The 20,978-nt window shown below is 65.3% G+C and carries 27 protein-coding genes; 1 reads left to right on the top strand and 26 read right to left on the bottom strand.

Annotated features, from left to right (window positions below; translation table 11 throughout):
- Positions 1 to 84: 84 nt before the first annotated feature.
- The 26 genes from ACFDSW_RS00575 to ACFDSW_RS00450 all read right to left on the bottom strand — a co-directional run bounded on the left by ACFDSW_RS00575 (position 85) and on the right by ACFDSW_RS00450 (position 20,080).
- Entirely contained in the window at positions 85 to 2,094 is a 2,010-nt protein-coding gene (locus tag ACFDSW_RS00575; RefSeq protein ID WP_375248325.1) for a hypothetical protein, read from the bottom strand.
- 10 nt (positions 2,095 to 2,104) lie between these two features.
- Complete coding sequence (locus ACFDSW_RS00570; RefSeq protein ID WP_375248324.1) at positions 2,105 to 2,647, bottom strand: hypothetical protein; 543 nt, start codon at positions 2,645 to 2,647, stop codon at positions 2,105 to 2,107.
- 116 nt (positions 2,648 to 2,763) lie between these two features.
- Positions 2,764 to 3,000: a hypothetical protein gene (locus tag ACFDSW_RS00565; protein ID WP_375248323.1), complete on the bottom strand. Its 237-nt coding sequence runs from the start codon at positions 2,998 to 3,000 to the stop codon at positions 2,764 to 2,766.
- A complete protein-coding gene (locus ACFDSW_RS00560) occupies positions 2,997 to 3,302 on the bottom strand; it encodes a hypothetical protein (protein WP_375248322.1) in 306 nt (101 codons plus the stop codon). Before ACFDSW_RS00560 ends, ACFDSW_RS00565 begins: the two co-directional genes overlap by 4 nt.
- On the bottom strand, positions 3,299 to 3,577 hold the full coding sequence (locus tag ACFDSW_RS00555; RefSeq protein WP_375248321.1) for a hypothetical protein: 279 nt from the start codon (positions 3,575 to 3,577) through the stop codon (positions 3,299 to 3,301). Before ACFDSW_RS00555 ends, ACFDSW_RS00560 begins: the two co-directional genes overlap by 4 nt.
- A complete protein-coding gene (locus ACFDSW_RS00550; protein ID WP_375248320.1) occupies positions 3,574 to 4,101 on the bottom strand; it encodes a lysozyme in 528 nt (175 codons plus the stop codon). The genes ACFDSW_RS00555 and ACFDSW_RS00550 overlap by 4 nt, the downstream gene beginning before the upstream one ends.
- Positions 4,098 to 4,538: a hypothetical protein gene (locus tag ACFDSW_RS00545; protein WP_375248319.1), complete on the bottom strand. Its 441-nt coding sequence runs from the start codon at positions 4,536 to 4,538 to the stop codon at positions 4,098 to 4,100. Before ACFDSW_RS00545 ends, ACFDSW_RS00550 begins: the two co-directional genes overlap by 4 nt.
- A gap of 90 nt (positions 4,539 to 4,628) precedes the next feature.
- A complete protein-coding gene (locus tag ACFDSW_RS00540; protein ID WP_375248318.1) occupies positions 4,629 to 6,521 on the bottom strand; it encodes a tail fiber domain-containing protein in 1,893 nt (630 codons plus the stop codon).
- Positions 6,518 to 6,913 (bottom strand): hypothetical protein, encoded by a 396-nt coding sequence (locus ACFDSW_RS00535; protein WP_375248317.1) that lies wholly within the window; start codon positions 6,911 to 6,913, stop codon positions 6,518 to 6,520. Before ACFDSW_RS00535 ends, ACFDSW_RS00540 begins: the two co-directional genes overlap by 4 nt.
- A 44-nt stretch (positions 6,914 to 6,957) precedes the next feature.
- Positions 6,958 to 10,593, bottom strand: a complete 3,636-nt coding sequence (locus tag ACFDSW_RS00530; protein ID WP_375248316.1) for a hypothetical protein — start codon at positions 10,591 to 10,593, stop codon at positions 6,958 to 6,960.
- Positions 10,590 to 10,970, bottom strand: a complete 381-nt coding sequence (locus ACFDSW_RS00525; RefSeq protein ID WP_375248315.1) for a hypothetical protein — start codon at positions 10,968 to 10,970, stop codon at positions 10,590 to 10,592. The genes ACFDSW_RS00530 and ACFDSW_RS00525 overlap by 4 nt, the downstream gene beginning before the upstream one ends.
- Positions 10,967 to 11,515, bottom strand: coding sequence for a hypothetical protein (locus ACFDSW_RS00520; protein ID WP_375248314.1), 549 nt, complete (start codon positions 11,513 to 11,515; stop codon positions 10,967 to 10,969). Before ACFDSW_RS00520 ends, ACFDSW_RS00525 begins: the two co-directional genes overlap by 4 nt.
- On the bottom strand, positions 11,512 to 12,171 hold the full coding sequence (locus tag ACFDSW_RS00515; protein WP_375248313.1) for a hypothetical protein: 660 nt from the start codon (positions 12,169 to 12,171) through the stop codon (positions 11,512 to 11,514). The genes ACFDSW_RS00520 and ACFDSW_RS00515 overlap by 4 nt, the downstream gene beginning before the upstream one ends.
- 634 nt (positions 12,172 to 12,805) lie before the next feature.
- Positions 12,806 to 13,288, bottom strand: a complete 483-nt coding sequence (locus ACFDSW_RS00510; RefSeq protein WP_375248312.1) for a hypothetical protein — start codon at positions 13,286 to 13,288, stop codon at positions 12,806 to 12,808.
- On the bottom strand, positions 13,288 to 13,476 hold the full coding sequence (locus ACFDSW_RS00505; protein ID WP_375248311.1) for a hypothetical protein: 189 nt from the start codon (positions 13,474 to 13,476) through the stop codon (positions 13,288 to 13,290). The genes ACFDSW_RS00510 and ACFDSW_RS00505 overlap by 1 nt, the downstream gene beginning before the upstream one ends.
- A gap of 11 nt (positions 13,477 to 13,487) precedes the next feature.
- The gene (locus ACFDSW_RS00500; protein WP_375248310.1) at positions 13,488 to 13,946 is read right to left on the bottom strand and encodes a gene transfer agent family protein; all 459 of its coding nucleotides are present in this window, start codon (positions 13,944 to 13,946) and stop codon (positions 13,488 to 13,490) included.
- 4 nt (positions 13,947 to 13,950) lie between these two features.
- Positions 13,951 to 14,661 (bottom strand): phage tail tube protein, encoded by a 711-nt coding sequence (locus tag ACFDSW_RS00495; protein ID WP_375248309.1) that lies wholly within the window; start codon positions 14,659 to 14,661, stop codon positions 13,951 to 13,953.
- 70 nt (positions 14,662 to 14,731) lie between these two features.
- Positions 14,732 to 15,172 (bottom strand): DUF3168 domain-containing protein, encoded by a 441-nt coding sequence (locus ACFDSW_RS00490; RefSeq protein ID WP_375248308.1) that lies wholly within the window; start codon positions 15,170 to 15,172, stop codon positions 14,732 to 14,734.
- The gene (locus tag ACFDSW_RS00485) at positions 15,172 to 15,582 is read right to left on the bottom strand and encodes an HK97 gp10 family phage protein (RefSeq protein WP_375248307.1); all 411 of its coding nucleotides are present in this window, start codon (positions 15,580 to 15,582) and stop codon (positions 15,172 to 15,174) included. The genes ACFDSW_RS00490 and ACFDSW_RS00485 overlap by 1 nt, the downstream gene beginning before the upstream one ends.
- Positions 15,579 to 15,950 (bottom strand): hypothetical protein, encoded by a 372-nt coding sequence (locus ACFDSW_RS00480; RefSeq protein ID WP_375248306.1) that lies wholly within the window; start codon positions 15,948 to 15,950, stop codon positions 15,579 to 15,581. The genes ACFDSW_RS00485 and ACFDSW_RS00480 overlap by 4 nt, the downstream gene beginning before the upstream one ends.
- Positions 15,950 to 16,405 carry a DUF4054 domain-containing protein gene (locus ACFDSW_RS00475; RefSeq protein ID WP_375248305.1) on the bottom strand — a complete coding sequence of 152 codons (456 nt, stop codon included), beginning with the start codon at positions 16,403 to 16,405 and terminating at the stop codon, positions 15,950 to 15,952. Before ACFDSW_RS00475 ends, ACFDSW_RS00480 begins: the two co-directional genes overlap by 1 nt.
- A gap of 120 nt (positions 16,406 to 16,525) precedes the next feature.
- Positions 16,526 to 16,963: a hypothetical protein gene (locus tag ACFDSW_RS00470; protein WP_375248304.1), complete on the bottom strand. Its 438-nt coding sequence runs from the start codon at positions 16,961 to 16,963 to the stop codon at positions 16,526 to 16,528.
- Between the two features lie 10 nt (positions 16,964 to 16,973).
- Positions 16,974 to 18,065 carry a DUF2184 domain-containing protein gene (locus ACFDSW_RS00465; protein WP_375248303.1) on the bottom strand — a complete coding sequence of 364 codons (1,092 nt, stop codon included), beginning with the start codon at positions 18,063 to 18,065 and terminating at the stop codon, positions 16,974 to 16,976.
- 14 nt (positions 18,066 to 18,079) lie between these two features.
- Positions 18,080 to 18,532 carry a hypothetical protein gene (locus ACFDSW_RS00460; RefSeq protein ID WP_375248302.1) on the bottom strand — a complete coding sequence of 151 codons (453 nt, stop codon included), beginning with the start codon at positions 18,530 to 18,532 and terminating at the stop codon, positions 18,080 to 18,082.
- Positions 18,533 to 18,547: 15 nt separating this feature from the next.
- Positions 18,548 to 19,645 (bottom strand): DUF2213 domain-containing protein, encoded by a 1,098-nt coding sequence (locus ACFDSW_RS00455; protein WP_375248301.1) that lies wholly within the window; start codon positions 19,643 to 19,645, stop codon positions 18,548 to 18,550.
- A gap of 180 nt (positions 19,646 to 19,825) precedes the next feature.
- Positions 19,826 to 20,080 (bottom strand): hypothetical protein, encoded by a 255-nt coding sequence (locus ACFDSW_RS00450; protein WP_375248300.1) that lies wholly within the window; start codon positions 20,078 to 20,080, stop codon positions 19,826 to 19,828.
- A 93-nt stretch (positions 20,081 to 20,173) separates the two neighbouring features.
- Here ACFDSW_RS00450 and ACFDSW_RS00445 point away from each other — a divergent pair.
- A protein-coding gene (locus ACFDSW_RS00445; protein ID WP_375248299.1) for an IS5 family transposase occupies positions 20,174 to 20,967 on the top strand; the annotation gives its coding sequence in 2 pieces (ribosomal slippage) (positions 20,174 to 20,498 and positions 20,498 to 20,967; 795 coding nt in all).
- The last annotated feature ends 11 nt before the right edge of the window (positions 20,968 to 20,978 follow it).

Raw genomic sequence — 20,978 nt, 5'->3', positions numbered from 1 at the left:
CCCGTTTGATACGGCGTCGCCGGCGTAGTTTGCAAACCACATGATAATGCCGGCACCAACCGTTGGTTCGGCCGCCGCCGCTGATCATCCCAGCATCGACACGAGCACCACCTCTTCCAGCACCTGCCCGGTCGACGTGCTTGCATAAGCGTCGACGCGCTGGACCGGGTCGGCGTCTGCGGTGCCGCCGCTGAGGGTGAACAGCACCTTCGTGCCCTCGATGCGCTGGGCCGCCACCGTCATGTCGCCGCGCACCGACACCGTCGGCGCGTCGACCAGCTGTTCACCGGCGGCGAGCGCGGGCGAGAAGTCGATCGAGGCGTGGCGGACCTCGTGCGGGTATTTGCCGGGGAATGTCAGCATCTGCGTTCGTCCGTTGCTGGAAAGGTGAAAGTCGCGGCGTTCGGCGGTGACGTTAAATGGGCGGGCCTCGGTGACGCCCGCCCAGCCCGGGCCGGGGATGCGATCCGCATCATCGCCGACGATTGTCGCAGTCGCGGTGACCGTGATCGCTCGAACCGCCGCCACCGCGCTTGCGGCGATCGCTACCCGGACTTCGGCATAGGCCGAGGGAATCGGCGCCAAGGCCGCGCCAGCCGCGCCGATCGGGACGGCAATATCACCGCCGGCGGAGGCGCGCGCCATTGCCGCGCCGCTCGCGGCGCCGGTCGCCATCGCGACGGCGTCCGCGTAGGGTAGGGGCACCCTCACGGTCGCGCTGGCGCCGGTGGGGATCGACACCACCGATGCATCCCCGCTGCCGGTGACCATGGGTGCTGTCGCCGCCCCGCCGACGGCCACAACCGCGCCGCCGGTGCTGGTCGCCGATGGCCCCGGCACCGCGCTGCTCCCCGTTGCCTGGGTGGCCGTGCCCGCCGTGCCAATCCCCAAAGTGATCGGGGCACCGGCATTGGCGTCCGCCCGCGCGGGTGCCGTGCTCGATCCGTTGGCGCTGGGGTTGGGCACCTGCACCGCCGCCGACGCATTCGCGGGCGTCTGCATCGCGCCGGCAGATCCGTTGGCCTGCACGATCGGCGCTGTCGCGCTGCCCGATGCCGCGCCACCGGCCTTGCTGGTGCCGGCGCCGGCCGCTTTCGCCGTGGTGGTGATCGCCGTCGCGCCAGAGGCAGCTTTCGCGGCAGAGGAGGCGGTGGGCAATGCCACTCTGCCGGCGTTCGCCGAGCCGGCCGCGCTGACCTTCGTCACCGCCGCGCCCGTCCCGCGCACCAAAGGGGTGGTGACGGCCGCGACGGCAGCAAGCGCCATGATCGCGGCGGTGGTGACCATGACCGACGGCGCCACCACGCTGGCATTCGCGGTCAATTCGGCCGGCGCCGATCCGTCGTCTACCATCGGCAGGCCTTGGCCGCCGTTCGCGGTGGGCCGATAGGGATTGTCGGATGGCGGGCTGCGCTTCGTCTTGTATTGGGCGACCCATGCTTCGAGGAGTTGCCGCTCGTCCTGTGTCGGCGGGCGCTTGCCGATCACGACGTAGAAGGTATGGCCGATGACGCCGTAGAAATCTTCCTGCGCGCCCGCGATGCCGAAGCGATCCAGCGTGGTGGCCAGCGTGACGGGATAGGTCCCTGCGGCGACGCCATCGACGAACAGCGACGACGCCGAGGAGGCGTGCTGCACCTCGATATAATGTGCGGTGCTGTTGTCGGTTGCGACCTGGCTGGTGACGCGCGCATTGTCATAATAGAAGCGCACGCCCGGATCATAGGGGCTGTCGAGGCAGTAGATATTCGCGGTGCCGTCGCCGCGATAGCCGCCGATCAAGCCGTCCTGCGGCACGACGGCGAATCCCAGATAGCGATCCGCGTTGCCGCTGGGAAAGCCGGTCAGGTCATCGACGATGATGCCGTTCTTGTCGAACCCCGAGGAATAGGCGCTCTGCACCCCGTTGAAGCTGCCGACGGTGCGGCGCCCGCCGGCATTGGCGGTCGTCGCTGCGCGGCCCTGCCAATTGTCGAGGATCTGCGCGATGCCGCCATTGCCATCGAGCGTGATCCGCTCGTTGCGCGCGAAATCGTACTCGAGGAATTTGAAGTCCGCCGGCAGGTCGGACGGGTTCCACTCGCGCAAGGCCATCGCCGACGCTCTAGGCGTTCAGGGTGTAGGCGTTGATGGTGACGACCTGGCTGATGGCCACGTTGCTGTTGTCGATCGTCATCTCGACCGGGCCGACATACGCCCAGGTGACGGTGCCGTCGGTAATGCCGGTGCCGGTGCCGGTCGGGCCGCCCGACGATGCCGACGTCCCCGCCGCCGTCGCGCGATAGACGTTCCCGCCATTGTGCACCTGCTGGGCGACGACATAGGCCTTCGATGCCGCCCATGGTTCGGAAACCGGCCCCTGCGCGTGGCAGGTGGCGCCGTCGTTGGAGAGGATGCGGTAATGGCCGATATAGCCGCCGGCGACACCGGTCGCGCTCCAGGTGCCGGCCTTCGCGACGGACGCCGCGGACGGCGTGCCGAACGGGCTCGACGGCAATGTGCCGGTGGCCAGCTGCGTGCCGGAAGCGGCATTGGCGGGGTCGGCGGGCGCCAGGCCGCTGCGCATCTCGATCTTCGGGGAGGCGCCGATCGCGGCGATGATGCCGGACAGGACGCCGTTGCGGGCCGCGATGGAATATTGGGTCATGAGGTGCTGCTCCGTTCAGGATATGACGATAGAGAAGATCACCGCCCAGGCGAGGGCGGAGAGAAGGAGGGCGTAGGCGCAGCCGCGCGGCCCGGAGCGGGGGTCAACAGGGTCGCTCACGCCCGTCCCGCCGGATAGGTGAAGTGATCCACCTCACCGTTGATCCACGCCAGATACGCATAGGCGTTCATCATGTCCGCGAACGTCGGGGATAGCCGCTTCTGCTTCGCCCGCGCCGCGCCGTCGCCCATGTCGACCCGCACCGACCATTTGTCGCCGTGCAGATCGTCCTGAGCGACATAGGCCTCACCCCCCTCGGGAACCTTGGGGGGCTTGCTGCCGAACAGGCTCATTTCGACAGCAGTTTTTCGGCTTCGGCCAGCACCAGCTTCTGTGCCTGGTTGAAAGCCGCCTGCGCCAGCGCCGTTGCAAGGCTGGTGCTGATCGTCGTGCCCTTGGCCGCGATCCACAGATCCTTGGCGTGGTCGGCGAGCGTGAACAGGCTGGCGCGCTCGCTCGCGAGGCTTGCGCTGAACTGCGCCAGCTCGTCCCCGAACTCAGGCAGGTACTTGGCGACGAACGCCTGTGCCGCGTCGAGGTTCTTGGCCGTGAACAGCTTCTTGAAGAAGCGGCCGATGGTGGTGAAAATGCTCATGCGTTTGATCCCTTGATGACGGACACGCTGTCAGGCGCGGCGCTGGCGACGGTGACGAGCACCTTCTTTTGCTGGTCCGAGCGGTAGGAGGCGTAGGCGGCGGGTCCGACGATCACCGCCGCGTTGACGAGGACTTCCAGCAGGTCGCCGCTGATCCAGCCCTTGGCGACGAGATAGCCGCCGATCGCGGTCAGCGCGTAGCGGATGGCGACACCCAGTTGCGCGGCAGTCTGGTCGGGGTTGACGACAATCGGCGTGGTATCGGGGTCGGTCATGCTTTTGCTCCCTGGAGGCAAAGGTCGCGCTCGGCAGTTCGGCGTCGGGTCAGTCCGGCGACAGGGCGGCCACCGGCGCGGTTCCACATCAGGAAGGCGTCGCACGCACCTTTCCGGTCGCCGGCATCGAAGCGGCGATCGACGGTGGATTTGCAGTAGGCGGGGACGCCGATGTTATAGGCGAGGCTGGTTGCCGCTGCCCATTCCCGATCGCACCCCTTGAGCGAGGGCGTGCATTTGGCAACCCCCTGCGCGAACCCCGCCAATCGCTTGTCGAGCTTGAGATTGCACCCCTCTGGCGTCTCCTTCGGGCTGGCGGCCGTCACGCCCAGCGTCTCGCCATGGCATTGGGTCCAAACACCCACAATGTCGCGATAGGGGGTGAGATACTGCTTGCTCCCGCTCTCCCAATTGATCACGAACGGGGTGAGGATCGCGGCAGCGGCGGTGCCGATGACGGCGGCGAGCGCGCCAACGGGCTTGTTGCGCTGCGGGGTGGGCGCAGCTGATCGTTTATCGGTCATTCTGCTGGTCCTGTCTGTTGGATCGCCGCCGCGTGGATCGTGGCTTTCTCGATCGCCTCGGACTGCATCTGGCGTTCGCGCATCTCCTTGACGGCTGCGATCGCCTGAGCGGCCTTCTCGGGACTGGTTTCGAACATCAGGAACAGGGCATTGAAGCACTGGTCCATGTTGTTGAGCCGGTGCCGGTCCAAAGCGCGTTCCGCTTCATGGCGGGTACGCTCGCGCTCCAGCCGGGCCTCCAGCGCCTCTACTCTGGCGCGCATGGCTTCCATTTCTTCGGCTCGCTCGTTGAGAAGGTTCGCTTCGCGTTCGTTCTTGAGCCGGACCATCAGCGGTTTCAGGCGGAAGTATCCGGCGATGAGCATCGCGAAGACGCCCCAGCCCCAGGGCGCGCGCTCGAAGCTGCTGGTCAGCGCCTTGACGAGGGCGTCAAACACGCGGGCCTCGCCCATAGGCGCGCGCCAGTGAGATGGCGTAGCAGCCGATTCCCGCCGCCAGGACGCAGAGCCCCTGCCAGATCAGGACAATCACGCTTTGGCCTCCAGCGCGGCGAGGCGTGTCGCCAAGTCTGAAACCAGGCCGCGCAGCTCCACGACCTGTGCATGGCTCTCTTGGAGCGCCTTGATCGTCGGGGCGATGAGCTCAGCGTATCCTATCGAGAGAACATCATCTCCGCCGGTAACGGAATGATCCTGATACCCGCCGAAATCGATACCGGTGCGAGCGATAACGTCGCGCACCTCCTGAGCGATAAGACCGTGGTGAAACCGCTTCCGCTTCTTCTTCCCCGTGGGCTTGCCGTCATCATAATCGACCCGGAAGTCGAGGCGATAGTCGACCGGCCGTAGCGCGTTGATGAAGTCCAGCCCGAGAACCGTGTCACGGATGTCAGCCTTGTCGCGCGCGTCGGAGCGCTGCTGCACCGACACCCACGCATACGGCACCGCGTTCGGGTTGCCGAACTGGATCTGATCGTTATTCGTGACCTGCGCACCCGCGCCTACGCCCGTGCAGTTGTTGTAGGTGGTCAGTTCGCTGAGAGCCGCGGCTCCCAGAGCGGTGTTGCCGATCCCAGACAACATGTTGACCAATGCGTTGCGGCCAAGCGCGCTGTTGTTTGTCCCGCTATTGGCCGAACCAATCGCGAACGCTCCGATCGCCGCGTTACCATCACCGGATTTCAGGTTCTTGAGCACCTCCTGCCCAAGGCCGCTGTTCTCGATGCTGTTCGTTGCAGACATCAATCCGAGCGGGGCGACAATGACGTTCGACGTCCCGGTCTTACTGCCATTCATCGCGGCATGACCGATGGCGATGTTGGATCCCGAGGTTGCTCCCTCGAGCGCCGCCCAGCCAAGCGCGATGTTATTGTTTCCGGCGTTGACGGTCAGGGTGTAGGCGCCGACGCCGATGTTGAAGTTGCCGGAAGCCGATTCTTGGCTGTGCGCACCAATCGCGACATTCCAGCGGGAGGCGGGGTGCTGGCGAAGCGCATAGAGGCCGAGAGCGGCGTTTTCGACACCGCCGCGGCTCATCTGCAACGCGCTATCGCCAACAGCGATCGAGCCGTCACCGTCGGAGCTATAGCTACCAATTTCCGTAGGCGAGACCATCGATCGAGCGCCGGTGGGGTCGCCGATCTCGTTTGATAGGGCGCGTGCGCCGATCGCGATATTATAGCGAGTATGCTCCGCCGCTGCGAGCGCGTCGGGGCCCCAGGCAATGTTGTTGTGGCCGCCGACGATCTTCGTCAAAGCTCGAAGTCCGGCCGCTTCGTTCCCCGATGGTGAGTAGCCGGACGGCGCAACGGCAAGTGGCGTGAGATCCCGATTTTTCTGTGTGACTGACCCCGATCCAGTGAAGGCGGCGCCGAGGCCTGACACCACACGCTCGGGGAGGATGACCGTGTTCGATCCGTTGTCGATCAGGGCCCCGGGGCAGAATTCGAAAGTGATATTTCGAAAGCTTGACCAGTCGACGTTTGCGCCGATCGTCCAGGCGCCACGGGGGAAGATCAGCCGAGCTGGCGTTGATGGGTCAAGCGCGGCTACCGCGCGGATCGTGGCGGCGATGGCGTCGGTACTGCCATAGGCATAGTCGGCGACCGAGACGACTTCCTGCAGCTTTTCTTCAACCGGTCGCGAGCCCGTTGCGCTTTTGGCGGTGAATCCCAGCAGCGCGGAACCTCCGCCGGCTGCAAGGTCTGTACGAAGCGCGGCATCAGCGCCCGTGCCCGATGCGCGCACGGGACGATTGTAGGCGTCAAGGGCGAGGAACGGGCCGCCGCTCGCCGGTATAACGCCGCCACCGACTCCGGGAGCGAAGCGAACCGTGTTTGCCAGTTGGGCCTCGGCGACCTCCACGCCGACGACCCGGGCGATCCGCACGTCGTCAACGACATCGAGGATGTGAAGCGTCATTGCGTGGCTCCGGCGCGGATGGTGAAGCTGCCCGCGATCCAGCGTCGCTTGCCAACGGAGGAAAGGGTGACGTGAAGATCCCAGGCGAGAACGATGTCACCGCCAGCCGGCGAACTCTTGGCGATCGCCCGGAGCGTTGCCTCGGCGATCATCATGCGGATCGTCGATGTCGCCACCATCGTCGCGGGGTCAGTCGCGATCTCGATCGCCAGCCCTTGGGTGCCGGCCGGCGCGTTCTGCAGATCGATGAGGGGGGGGCCGGGGGCGTCACGATACACCCGTACCTGAGCGCGACACGTGGCGCCGGTGAGGTCAATGCCGGGCGGGAACTGGAACCCGTCGCTGAACGGCGTCCAGCGGTCCGCGATAAGATCGACAGTCCACGGGGTCATGCGCCGTCATTAGGGCCGCCGCCCCCTCAGGATTACGGCGGATACTATTGCAGATTCGCCTTCGCGTTGTGGCTCAAGACGCCGTTCGAGACGTAGGTATGGGCATCGGTGATCGTGATTTGCGCGACCGGCGCGACGCCATCGAAGGTCCCGAGCGTGTCGAAGCGCATCCATCCGCCGCCAAGCCAGACGCGGTGGCCCGCGGTCGCCCGCATCCGTGTGATGCCAATGTCCGCTTTCAGCACCGGTTCGGCCTTGATCGAAATCGCCGCGACCGGGTAGGCGCCCCATTCCATCGTTACTTCGTGCTGCGTCCAGACCCGATCGCCCACATTGAGATCGCCAGCCATCTTCTGCGTGCCCGGTCCCGTACCATCGGTATTCGCGAGCAGGATCAGCGTGTCCGTTGTCGGGCAATAACCGCCGCCGCTACCGCCCGTGCCCGTTCCGCCTCCGCTACTTCCTCCGCCGGCGGTGATGACGAAACTGTCCTCATTCGAAAAGTTCAGGAGCCGGGGATTATCAGTCCACGTGTCGAACGCGGCGACCCGCACGTAATAGGTGCCCGCCGATAGGCCGTAGATATAGTGGGGGCTTGCCCCGTTATTCGTCGCGAGGAATCCCTCGGTTAGGGGATCGAACCCAGATTTTGACGAATAGGCAACGATGTAGCCGGCGAGGTCCGGCACGCCGCTGAGAAGATCGAAGCTGACGGCGGCGGTCGTCGCGTCATCCGGCGTGGCGACACCAGTCACCGTCGGTGGGGGCGGGTTTGTCAACAGCGCGCTGGTCGCGACCGTTCCGGCGCCCGCTGCATTTACGCCCGCCACATCGATCGTATAGGCCCGGCGGATACCATCGGCCGCCGCCTGGGCTTGAGTATAGGAAACCTGCCGTGTGGTGGTGACAATTGTCCGCACGAGTACCGCCGGTATCGTCAGTCGCAGGTCGCTGCCGTCTGCACGAAATTGCATCTGATCCACTTTTGCGCCGTTCGTCACCCCGGCACCGCCGGGGTAGAACTTGCGCGCGGTGGTGGTTTCCACGGTGCGGAAAGACGCAAAGGTGCCCTCGTTCGTGAGGATGTAATAGGTGACGGTCGTTCCCTTGTAACCAATCGCGAAGACCTGGTTATTGCGGTTGGGAATACCGTTGATTGAGGTGAATTCGGCCTGGACTGACCCGCCTTCCCAGATCCTCCACTGGGTGTCGTTCTTCTGGATGGAGAAATCGAGGAACGTGTAATCGCTCGGGCCTCCGACATATTCCCGTCCATCGGATAGCCCCACGAAGATGCCGCCGGTGACCATACGGAAGATAAACAGGCATTCGCCGACGATCCCGCTGGATCCGTAGAAGTTCCCGGTCCAGCCATCACTCGAGGCGACCCGCGTCGCGTTTCCAGCGTCAAACGTGTAGCTGGCCGCCGGCCCCGCTTGGTAGAGCGCTGGCTGGTATGTGTATTGAGCGAACACGCGCCAGCGATAGGAACTGGCCCGCGCGACGCGATCCGTCGCGAGAGTGAGCGTGTCGGACCAGCTAATCACGGCCACGTTCGCTGCCGCGTCCGGCGGGGTCGCGTCGGTGCGGGTCACCACGGACTGCGCCACACTGTATGGCGATACCCGACCGTCACCTGTTTGGTACGCGACCTGAACTTCCACGGTCGCGCCGGTTGGCACAAAACCCGTCTGGATCGTTACCGAGGCTGAGCTGTCGATATCGCTATACCGCGCCTCGTTCCAAGTGACAGCGCCGAGCACCCGCCACCGGGCAAACCACGTGACGTCATCCCGATCTAACCCGGATGCCACGATGACAACCCGCACGCCGGTTCCATCATCTGAGACCGCGGTGAAATCCGGGGTGGCGCTAACGATCACCGGCGGTGACAGCGGAGACGCAGCAACGCTGTTACCGACCGGCGCGGGGGTGCCCTCCTCGGTCGCCGGGTTCCAGGCGTCGACATTCGGGTCGGCTTCGACCCATTCGATCGTAACACCGCCGGTCGTCAGGTTGCGGGTCAGCTTGATCACCTCGACCGCGCCGGCGAAGAACGTCGTTCCCGCATCGGTCAGGTCGATATGAATGTAACGATGCCCGCGAATGCGCCGGCCGGCAGCGTTCGTCGTCAATTGCCCTCGACGCCGCGCCATCGCCCGAGCCATCTTCCGCTTTGCGAGGCGTCGGTTCTGCGAGAAGCTGGGCGACTGGATTTCAAGCGTATCGCTAAGCGTCTTGCCACGCCGCGCGATGTCGTCGGCATCCTCCCATGCGTCGGTGTCGACCGCGTTGAAGTCGTGGTTCGCGGAGATGTACGTGACCGCGATCTGGTTGACCGCATTTTCCTCATCAACGCCGTCCTGCAACGAGTAGGAGATGATCTCGTCCGGCCCAAGTGATTCAGTTGGCGGATAATATCGGCCTGAGTAGACGACGAGCGCGCCATCCGCGCGCGGCGCCATCCAGCCGTCAAAGCACGACAGGAGGTTGGAGATGACGTCTTTGTGCGCGTCGGTGTGCTTGTGCACCACGCAGCCCCGGTAACGAGCCTCTGATGCGCCATTCCCTTCCCATGTCACCGATGAGCCGGCAGGGTGATTGTTGGCGACAGGGGACGAGAGCGCGAGCGTGAAGGAGCCGCCATTGTCGGTGATGCCCGAGACGGTCCGCGTCTCCGACAGGTCGGTATTGCCGGTCGCCGAGATTGCTACCTGAATGCCGGCCGCCAGTCCGTTCGCTGTCGTCACCGTGATAGAGCTAGAGCCCGCGGTCACGTCTGCCGCCAGCACCGCCTGGACCCCGCGCAATGGCATCGGGCTATCGCAGTCGTTTGCCGCGGCGGTCCAATAGTCGAGCGTAGGGGCGAAATGCGTCGCCCAATCCTTATTGTCGCGGACGAGCAGATAATGCGCGAGGTGGAGCAGCGCATTCTCCGACCACTTCCATGTCAACGGATCGCTGACGCTCTGCGCGGGGTCGCGCCAATCGAATACGGGCTGCAGTCGCATCGTGAGGCTCAGCGGTGAGGCGTTAGGGCCCCCGTTGGGGTAGACCATCTGGAACCCTTCGGCCTTCACCGGCTTCGAGATCACGTAACCGGTGACGACGCCGTCGCCGCGATGATCCGTCGTCCAATGATCCGGCACCGCCGCGATGACCTTGGCGAAGGCGATGTTGGTCGCCGGGCCCAGCGTGGTGCCGACCTGCACGATGTCACTGAACTCGCCATATTCGTTGTCCGGCCCTCGCTGGACGAAGCCGTTCGGCAGCACCGTTATCTTCTTGTCGGCGAGATAGTGCTGCTCGATCGCGTCGACGCGGCCGTCGTGGAATGCTCCGACATCAACCGCAGAGCCGTCCGAGGCGGTGACGTAGAGGGAATACGTGGTATGTAGTCGCTGTCGGCCATAGCCGCTTACACGCGGCGGTGTAGGCGATTTGATCGCCGTCTCGGTCTGCTCGGGCTTGGGAGCGCCCGGACTGCCGCCTGCAAGGTATGTAAGGCCCGCAAGCGACAGGCCCACCAGCAGGCTGCTGGAAATGCCGATCGCCCCCGCCACGCCCGAAATGCCCGCGCCGATCGTAAAGCCGCCCGCAACGGCAACACCGACGCCGGCAGTTGTCACGACCAGAGCTGCGACGGCCGCGATCGTCAGTACCGTGGAGATCGCTTTCACGGCCGCCAGGCCTTCTGGATGGTAACCCAGTCCTCGGCCAGGAAATGGACACCGCGTGTCGCGCGCACCGCGATCCGCTCGCCAGTCCAGATGCCGCCGGCGATCAGCGGGCCCATCTCGAAGACAAGGATGTCGCCGCGTTCGAGGAAAAGATCGATGGATGGCAGGGCGTTGCCGATACCCTCATCCCAAAGGCGAAGGAGCCCGCCGGGTCCGTCCTGGGCTTTCATGCAGTCATCAGGCTCGATGGTATCCCGCCAGGCGGCGGCGAAGTCGCGATGGCCCAGCGCGATGCACCAGTCCGCCGGCATGGTGGAGCAGTTCCACGGCGCGGCGTTCGCGCATTCGCGTTGGAGGAATTCGGCTAGCGCCCTCATCCGTTCGGCCCGAACCGGCGCGACGTGCCGCGCGAGATACCGGCGATATGGTCGAAGAACCTGTCGGTCGGCGAGCGCCGCCGCTGATCCGCGTCGGTCCAGAATGCTATTGGAGCGCGTGAGCGATCGGTGTCGGCGGTCCCGATCGACAGCGTGATCGTGCGGGTCCGGCCGTCCTCAGTCTGATCGCTGCTGGTCGTCACGCTATCGGCCCGCAGGACGCATTCGTATTCGACGTTCACCAGCTGCCATTCGTCGTCGAAATCGAAGCGCACGAGGTGGACCTTGGCACCCTTGACGCTTTCGGCATCCTCCAGCGCCAGCCGCTGCGATTCTGCGCTGACGCCCGACACCGTAATCGACAGGCGATCCGCCGTGCCGTTGACGAGCTGCTGAAAGTCGGGCGCTGACAGGAGCTCGCCGCCGCCCAGGTACGTCGCCGGCTCCGCTTCGACGATGTCAGCAGGAATGTGGAGGTTGCCGACGCCGTTCCAGACGCGCGCTGGCGGATCGCAATCAATCCGAATGCCGTAGCTCTCCCTCATGCTGGCTGCCGCATGTCCTCGACGAGGACAAGGGAGCAGGAGGTAAACCGCCCGATGTTCGTCGGCGCGCTCGGGGCAGCCCCCGGCGGCACGTGCATGCGGCAGCGCGGACTATAGAATTCAATCGGAGTGGCCGCGGCGACTGCCTCCCGGATCGGCGGACGGAATTTTGCCGTCACGCCATCCCACGCAATGATCCGGTACGCGCGCCAACCCCACGTTGGATGGTTGATCGCGAACGTCTGACCGGCCTGCACCTGGCTGGGATCAGTCGTGATGATGGCGATGCTGGTTGCACGAAGCGATGCCGCTCCGCTGGTGAACCGATCTGCGGACGTCGGGAGGGCGTCTGGGGCCGTATCATCACGATGATGGGGGCGCTGCCAATTGGTCGGCTGGAAGAAGGTGTCGCAGATCGCGACATCAATCGCGACTGCGCCGCCATCCATTCCCTCGATCAGCGCACGCCAAGCGAGCCCGTCGGCCACAGAGCGCGTGCTGCCATTGGTGAAATCGCCTCGCCAGTAGCCGCCGCCGTCTGACTCGATCGTCGCGCTGATGCCGGACAGCGCCGTGCCGCCATCGGTAACCTGACCGACACGGCGGAAGTCGACGTCGCGAAAGTTGAAGCGGCAAAGGTGGACGAGGTCCGGCACGGGCGAGGGTGTAGGCCGGCGGGGGTGGGGGCATTACGGCGGATGGATTGACGAGCGGAGCGGCGCGGACGTACCCCGGCCGGGCGCCTCGTCGTTCAAGGGAGTTGCTCAATGCTAAGTTTGTTTATGGCGATAGCCGCCGCAGATGAGCCCCAATGGCGGCCTTCCGATCAGGTCATCCAGTCCTCGTTCGAGCCCGATGCTATGGTGGCCTGCATTCAGGGGCGGATGCGGAAATACGGAAAGCTGAAGCTCGATCGTAAGGGCCCGGAAGCGAGTGAGCTCGTCTTTACACTTGCCCCTTTGGGGTTGCCCACGCTTGCGAAAGGACGAATTTTGTTCTCCGTTGCCGCATCGGAAGGAGGTAGCCGAACTACGCTAAGCTATACGCATCCAATGGACGCGAAGAGCGTCACGAAGCAGGCCGCGTGGCTGTCCAAGAGCTGCACCTCCGCGGCAGTCATCTAACTGCCCAGGGTCTGCACTCGCGAAACTCGCTGGGGTGACGCTTCCACTGCCGACCGCCCCGCCGTCGCCGCCGCACGGTTCGCGTGCGCATTCGCCGCCTGCAGGATCTGCTCTGCAAAGCCGGCCGGCGTGACCGAATTGCGACCGTCCACGGAAATATACTGTGTCACCTGCGCGCTTCCGCCGCTGGCCAGGGCGGGGATAGCGCCGGTGGGATAGACGCGCCCCGACGCCGATGGGGCGAAGATCGGGGGACGCCGATTGCGGCGCGATCTGCAGCGCGTTGCGCCACCGCCGAGAGGCGAGCGGCGCGCTGTGCCTCCGCAATCTCCGCGTCTGCCTTTTCCTTTGCCGCAGCTCTCGCCGCTCGCACCTCCCGTTCGTCCTGCGCGATCGCGGCATCCGCTCGCGCCCTCCGGGTCCTCGTTACGCGCGCTGTAGTCTGTTCCTCCGCCTGCGCGACATCGTCCGCCGACTTGCGGTGCCGGTTAGCATATTGCTCTACCTGTTGCGGCGAGAATTGCCCGACGCGATCGGGGCGGGTGCGCGTGAAGCGTTCGTGCGCGTCAGACGCCAGATTGAAATCACGAACGTAGTTGCCGAGCCGGGCCTCCAGCTGCGCGACGATCGAATCGACAACCTCGGCCATCAGTGCACTGTCCTTACCAGCCCGCGCGCTGCGAGCCGCTGTTGCCGCCGAGCGACCATGTCGGCATCAGGAGCCTCGACCGGGCGGCCGGCGCCCTCTGGGTCATGCCGCTCCGACCACACGGCGACGAGTGCCTGATATTCCCACCATGACAGCCGTTTGAACTCGCTTGGCGGGATACCCATCATCGCCGCGTTCGTCAGGGCTCCGGCGTAGTCGAATCGCTGGTCGGGATTGCCGGCTCGCCCGCCGGCTCGACGTTTGGGTCGGGGTCGTATCCTTCGACCAGTGCGTAGAGAATGCCCGCTGCGAGTGCCCAGAGCGCGCGCAAAGCGACGCGGTCGGTGCGGCTCAACACATACCGTTCGACGAGCTCATTGGCACGGATGGACGATATCGCGACGTCGGCGCCATCAACGACGCCCTGAGCCCCGCCGATCAACGCCTGGCGGACGATCTCGCGCAATTCGGCAAACCGATACTCTGCCTGTTCGGGAAGGACATCCGCCTCACCCAGCCCATATCGTCCCGCCAGCACGCGCCCATAGATGCGGCCGATCCCGGCATCGCACTTTTTCTCGAGCTCGGCGATCTGCGCCGGCCCGAGGAAGAAGCGGTATTCGCCATCGGCGAATTTGAGATCGACCCACGTCTGCATGGGCTTACGATGCCTTCACATTGAGTCCGAACTTCGTCGTCTTGGGGCTGTTCGGCGCTGTGGCCAGCGTCTCGACGATGGTGATCGTCTTGTTGCCCGCCGCCGAGAAGGTGCCGGTGATCGTGTTGTTGGTGACGGTGAGAGCCGTGCTGTCGCTGCTGGTCGCGGTGAGCGTCGAGCCCGCCGTCTTGCCCGCGACCGTGCCGCTCCACGATGCGCCCTGCGTGGCGGTGGTCGGCGTGACGGACAGCGGATCGAGCACGATCTGGGGTGCCGCCGGATACCACAGCACCTGGCCGTCGGAGACAAAAGTCAGCTGGATCGTGACGTTCGAGCCATCAGCCGCCCCGTACTGGGTGTTGGAGCAAACGAAGTTGCCCTCGTAATAGCCGCCGTCGACCGCATCCTCGGCGTCCTCGCCCATGATGAAGCGATACTTCTTGCTCTTCCCGCCCAGGTTGCGCAGCAGGTCTGCCTGATCTCGATTGAAGAGGCCGGTGCCGCTGATATCGAACTGCTCGCCGGTGACGTTCACGACGCGGAACGGCACGCCGCTCGGATCCTGGCAATCGCGCAGGAATTCATCGTTCGTATTGAACTGATGCGTCAGATTGCGGGTCGTCAGGCCGCAGAGGATCGTAGGGACGGTATCGCCGGAACCGACGAAGACGGCGACATCGAAATACTGACCCTTTACGGTCTTCGGCACGGACATGGGGCGCACTCCTCCGGGGCGTTTCGGAGGGGATTACCGGGCGCAACAGCGGTGGATTACGGCGGATGGATCAGCCGGTGACGTCGGCGGAGAAGCTGGTGACCGCATGCCAGACGTCAGCCTCGGCGGGGTCCTGCAGCTGGTTCGTCCCAGTCCAGACAATCGAGGCGGTATAGCCGTCCAGGCGCAACACCCGATCGTCCAGCGCGCTGGCGATCGCGGCCGCGATGATGTGGGACTGATCCTCCGCGGGCCTGAGGACGCGCCCACTGGCGTCGTTCAGCGGCTTCGTGAAGCTGTGGATCGTGAAGCGGATCGTGGCGCTGTCGAGCCCCGACGCGCGGAGCGGCACCGCGATTGGCGCCCCGTACCGCGTGAAGGGGAAGGTGCGCCCGACCGGCACGGTCCCGCGATATTGCGACGATGCCGGCACCAGGACGGTCACGGCGGGGGAAGCGGCAAGCGTGCGCATCACCGCGTCACGTACCGGCATCGTGAAGTCCTGTGCCATCAACGCAGCGCCTTGCGAAAGCGATCGACAAGCCGGTGGAACACCGCCGCGCGCTGTCGCTCCACCGCGGGGCGCATGAAGGGGCGTTCGGCGATCCGCGTCGTCCCGAGCTCCATGTAGAGCGCGTGTTCGCTATCGGCGATCACCGACGTCTCGATCTTGCCCGGGGTCTCGATCAGCTCGCCGACATGAATGCTCTGATCGAGATCGTGCGTGTCGGCGTTGGGCGGCTGACCGGGCAGCGACGGGACGTGGCCCGCGCCGCTGATCGCCCCGTCGCGGATGGAGAAGGCGGCGTCCTCCGCGATATCCTTCGCACCATCCTCGAGCGCCGACCCCAGCGCCAGGATCAGCAGGTCAGGGTGCATCTTCGCCAAGCGCCTGGCGTGGTCGTCATGGACCTTGATCATGCCGGTCGCGCCTTCACGCGCCAGCCGATCGCGGCAGGATCGCGCGTGACGGATGCCACCATCCATGCGCCGGCGCGGGGGCCGCCTGTGATCTCGACCGTCGTGTCGGTGTTGACGGTCGCTGTGGTGTCAATGACCAGCAGAGAGACGTCGCCGTCGGTATAGCCCTCGTTCGACCGCATGAAGTCGGTCGCGTCATTGACCTGCACCTTGCACGCGATCCGCGTCGGCGCGCCACCGGGCTGGAACATGCCATCGGAATCATAGCCGCCGCCAGCGCCGGGCACGACCACGAAGCCGGCATAATAGGGCGCGCCGAAGGCCGCCGACACGCGCGCCGCGATCGAGGCGAAGCCCGCCGCGAGCATCAGCAGCCGAACAGGCGCGCGGGGTAGGGCATGGGACCTGCGAATCCGTTGAAACCGTCGCAAAGGCAGGCGGTCCCGGGTGCGGTGACGCGCACGCCGCCCTTGTTACGGCTTAGCAACGCGAGATATTCCTGTCCCGGCTTTGTCGAGGCGAAGCCGCCAGCCGCGACGGTCGCGATGACCTCGGCGGCGAACGAAACCGAGAAGCGGTCGGACTTGAAGTCGGTGACGCCCGCCGCGAGCAGCGCGGCGATGTCGGCATCGCCGGCCCCCGATGAGCCGGCGCCGATCAGGTGATGCGCGGCGACGGCGCATTTCGCGGGATCCCGGTCCGCCTCGATCGGCCAACTTTCGTCGACGAAGCGGTCGGCATCATTCAGCCAATAGGTGACCGTGCCATCCGGCACCGCGATAAAGGCGGGATAGCGCCGCCGAAACGTCGTCAGATCGACCATGCCGGCGGTCCTATGCCCGCCCTTTCGCCGGCATTACGGCGGATGATCAGGGTCATGGCTTCTCAACGAAAAGGGCCGCCGCCCGAAAGCAGCGGCCCCGCAATGTCACGCGCGCACGGTTCAGGCCGCGGCGCGCTTCTTCTCGATCGCGTCGACGATCTGGCCATTGGTGGCGCCGTCCTCGACGGTGACCCCTTCGGCGGCCGCGATCGCCAGCAGGTCGGCCTTGTTCTTGCCAGTCAGCGAGGGAGGCTCGGCGGGATTGCTACCACCGGGGTTGCCGTCGCCGTCCTGGTCGAGCTTGGCCAGACGCGCGCGGAGGTCCGCGATCTCGGCTTCCAGCGCGGCATTGCGGGCATGGATGTCCGTGTCGTCGGTGCCCCCTTCCGATGCGCGCTCTGCGGCGTGATCGCCGAAGCCGAAGTATCCGGCCTTCTTCGCCGACGCCTGATCGCTGTCGGAAAGCTCGCCTTCCCACGTCTCGCCGCGCTCCAGCATGATGAGCGCGTCACCGTTGTAGAAGCCGCGCGGCCCCTGCGAGGTGTTGGTGATCTTCATCGTCGCCTCCTCAGATGCCGTCGCGGTAGGTGATTGCCTTGGGCAGGCGGATCTCGGTGCCGCCGACGTTCATGATGCCGCCAACCTCGTAGGTCATAGACGATTTCTGGAACGCGGGCAGGAACTCATGATCGCCGGGCAGGTGGAAGCGCACGACCTCCTGCGATGCGTCATAGGCCACCATTCGGTCGGTACCCGACGCGCCCGCGCCCGCGAGTTCGCGGATCGGGCGGAACTCGATGTTCTCGCCGCCATCGCGGTTGCCGCGAATGTAGGCGAGGATCGTCGACCCCGTGTCCGACATGCGGGTCTGCTCGATGTAACGCAGCTTCGCGGTGGGCAGCGCCACGACGGTTGCGGTCTGCGTTTCCTTCGTTTGCGTCTCCACTGCGTTCACCGCCGACCAGATGTCGGCGCTGATCTGGTCGGGCGTCTTGGTCGACCAGGTGGTGGTGGAGCCGCTGCCCGTCGCGGCGACGTTCGCGGTCGGCACGTTGGGATCGTTGACGAAGCCGGTCCAGTTCTTCTCCGAAGTTGTCGCACCGGGCGTGCGGCCCGTCATGGCGATGGACCGCTTGAAGAACTGCGCCGCCTTGCGCGCCGCATCCGCCTTGTCCGCCGATAGCGAGCGTCCCAGCTTCGCGGCGCGCTGCAGCTCCTGCGTCGACCACTCGTAGCCGATGCCGGCAAGGTGGAACCCGCGGCTGTTCTGCTCCATCAACGTGGAGGCGTAGGGCATGTCGAACCCCTTGCCGGACAGGAACTCGGCCCGACCGGCCTGATCCATGCTGTAGAAGACGGTGCCCACGTCCCAATGATCGCCCTCGGTAATGACCGGGAGCAGACCGGTGAGGTCCGCCTGGGGATACTTGCGCATGTAGACCTGCGTCTCGATGCGAAAGAGCTGCGGCGTCAGGAAGGCGCGGCCGACCTGCGCGTCGACGTAGAACTCCGCAGCGCGATCCCCGAACGTCGCCGCGATCGCGGCGTCGTATGCGGCCCAGCGCTGGAACGCGAGATCGCGCTGGTGCGCATCGGCGGCCATAAACGACGCGACGTCATGGAACATCCCGCCAGTGGCATCGGTGAAGCTGATGAACATGATGATGATGCCCCTTAACGCTTGGCGATCTTGACGAGCCCGCCGCTCGCCGCCGTGGTGTCGAAGACCCAGCCCGCCAGGAGCGTGTTGTTCGACGACGAGTTGGTGAAGGCACCCGCGCTCGTGACGTAGACCAGGTCGCGCTTGGTGACGCTTGCCGCCGCCAGCACCCAAATCACACCGAGCGTCATGATCGGTACGTTGGCGTTCTGCGGAAACACGTCCGGGGTGCCCCCGACGATCGGCGCCAGCGCCTCATGGGCGATGGAGATGCCGAGGAATGCAGCCGCGTTGCCGGTGGCCGAGCAGCTATGCTCGTCCGTGCCCTCGAACACCGCTTTGCCGAAGCCGATACCGCCGGCGTCCTTGATCGTGCGGCTGATGCGGTTGCTCGTCTCGCCATTGGCGACCATGCCGGGATAGCCGACGGGCAGCGTGTCGAGGTAAGTGTCCTGGTAGATCGCCATGGCGCCGTTCTCCCGTTAGGCCGACATGCGCGCGGCATCGCGCACGGCAGCGATCGAGACGGCACCGGCCGGGCCGCTCATGATGGCGTCGCGCAGGGTGTCGCGCGGCGCGGCGTCGGTCTTCGCGTCCTTGGCGACGACCGCAAACGCGGCGCTGACCTGCTCGGCGGTGAAATCCTTGGCGGCATCGCCGACCTTTGCGTCGACCACCGCTTTCATAATCGCGGGTTCGTCCATCGCATCCGTAACGGTAATGCCAAGCGCCTTCGCCTTTGCCACCGTGCGGGCATAGCCCGCCGCGGCGTCGCGCAGCTGCTGAGGGGTGAGGGCGGTGTCGATTACCTTCTTCTCGAGCGCAACCTTCTCCGCGGTCAGCGTGGCGACCTTGCCCTCGGCGTCGGCCAGCTTGTTGCGGGTCTCGTTGCGCTCGCCTTCCAGCTTGCGGATGGTGCTCTCGGCCGTCTCGGCGTCTGCGATGTCGACGGTGAGCCCGTCGAGCAGGATCTTCTTCACGGGCTTCTCCTTGAGTGAATCGAGGATGGGGGTGGGCGCGACGTCGCAGCGCGCGGCGTCGGTCAGGATGCGACAGTCCGAGCCCGCGCGACCGCGATCGACGAGGGCGACGTGATTGCCGCGGATGTCCGTCTGGCGGACAGGGCAGATCTCGCCGTTGGGTCCGCGGAAGTCGCCGAACTCGAGCCGAGCGGAATAGCCGTTGCTCAACTCAACCTTGCCGCTGTCGATCTTGCGGATCGTGGCGGCGTCGAGGAACGCCAGATCGAAGCCGACATATTCGCCGTCCTGCACCGCGCCCATAATCACGCCACGGCTGTGATCGCGCCAGTTGGCGGCGGTCACGTCGACGGTGGGGTGATCGTCAGTGATCGGCTTGGCGATGAAGCTGGCGAGCGAGGCGCGATCGAACACGCTTTCGGCGTCGCGCAGGACATTCACGACCGGCTGGTCGCGAAGGCTGTGGGCGTTGCTAGGGTCCACCTCCCGCCCGGAATACTGGTACACGCCGGTCCGCGCCGATCGCGCGCGCACCTTCAGGTAGCCCTCGTTTCGGCTACGGGTCGATGCGTCGAGCGTGAGGCGGTCCTGGAACAGCACAGGCTGCTGATACGCTGCGTGCGGGCGACGGATTACGGCGGATGATCCCCAACACGGCGCGGTTGACCCCGTGCCGGCCAGAGAGGACGATTGTGTCCCCGGCTATGCCTATACAGGGAGCGAACCGTGACTAGGTCGTGAACCCATAACGCGATTCCCGTAACGGGAGGGACGCGGGGTTTAGAAGCTTTTGTAGCGGACCTTAATGCCGGCAGTTTGCGCCCATTGGGCAATGCATCCGATTGGCTTCTGTGGCCGACGGCGATCGCTGCTCAGGATAAGGCCGGAGAAATCCTCTTCGATCAACACGCCGTCGCCTGCGGGACCGGAACCGTCGACATTGAATACGAGCCCGCACCGCTTGTAGGCTTGCTGGAAATCGGCCCACCACGCGGGGTGAGGAGAAGCAGCGAGGGCGGCTAATAGTAGCAGCATCGTTCCATCTTCGCGGCAACGTGGACCGCCCGCAAGTAGGCGAACGCTGATCGGCAGCTTCCATATCGTGCCGAACTCTGATTCAGCGTTGCCATGAGCCGATATGATCTGACTGACTTCGAGTGGCGCGTGATCGAGCCGCTCCTGCCCAACAAACCGCGAGGTGTGCCCCGGGTAGATGACCGCCGGGTGCTGAACGGCATCTTCTGGGTGCTTCGTTCCGGTGCACCGTGGCGCGACCTGCCCGAGCGTTACGGCCCGCGCACCACCTGCTACAACCGCTTCGTGCGATGGCGGAAAGCGGGCGTTTGGGACCGGCTGATGGACGCCATCACCGCTGCGCACGACGGCGCTATCCAGATAATCGACAGCACCTCCGTTCGTGCCCACCAGCAGGCCGAGACGGCAAAAAAGGGGGTGCAGATCACTGTCTTGGTCGATCACGCGGCGGGCTCACGACCAAGATCCACGTCGTCGTCGACGCGCAGGGTCTCCCGATCCGGCTCGGTCTGACCGCCGGGCAGACGCACGACGGCCAGATCGCTGACGCGCTACTCAACCGCCTCGGCCCACACACCATCGTGCTGGCCGACAAGGCTTACGACGCCGATCGCATCCGCGAGCTGATCCAGGACCAGGGCGCCACGCCCAACATCCCGCCCAAGAGCAACCGGCGCTGGAAACCCTGCTTCAGCAAGCGCCTATATCGCGAACGCAACCTAATCGAGCGGTTCTTCTCCAAGCTGAAGCACTTCCGTCGCGTCGCCACCCGCTACGACAAGCTCGCCGCCAACTTCCTCGCCATGATCCAACTCGCCTCAATGCGGCTGTGGCTGCGCGCTTATGAGTCATCGTGTAATTTGTGGCTGCTTCCCCGGGCCGGCTGAGTGGCGCACCT

Origin of the sequence: Sphingomonas sp., from assembly GCF_042091075.1 — a bacterium.
Lineage (GTDB): Bacteria > Pseudomonadota > Alphaproteobacteria > Sphingomonadales > Sphingomonadaceae > Sphingomonas.
This window is presented reverse-complemented; position numbering and strand designations above follow the sequence as displayed.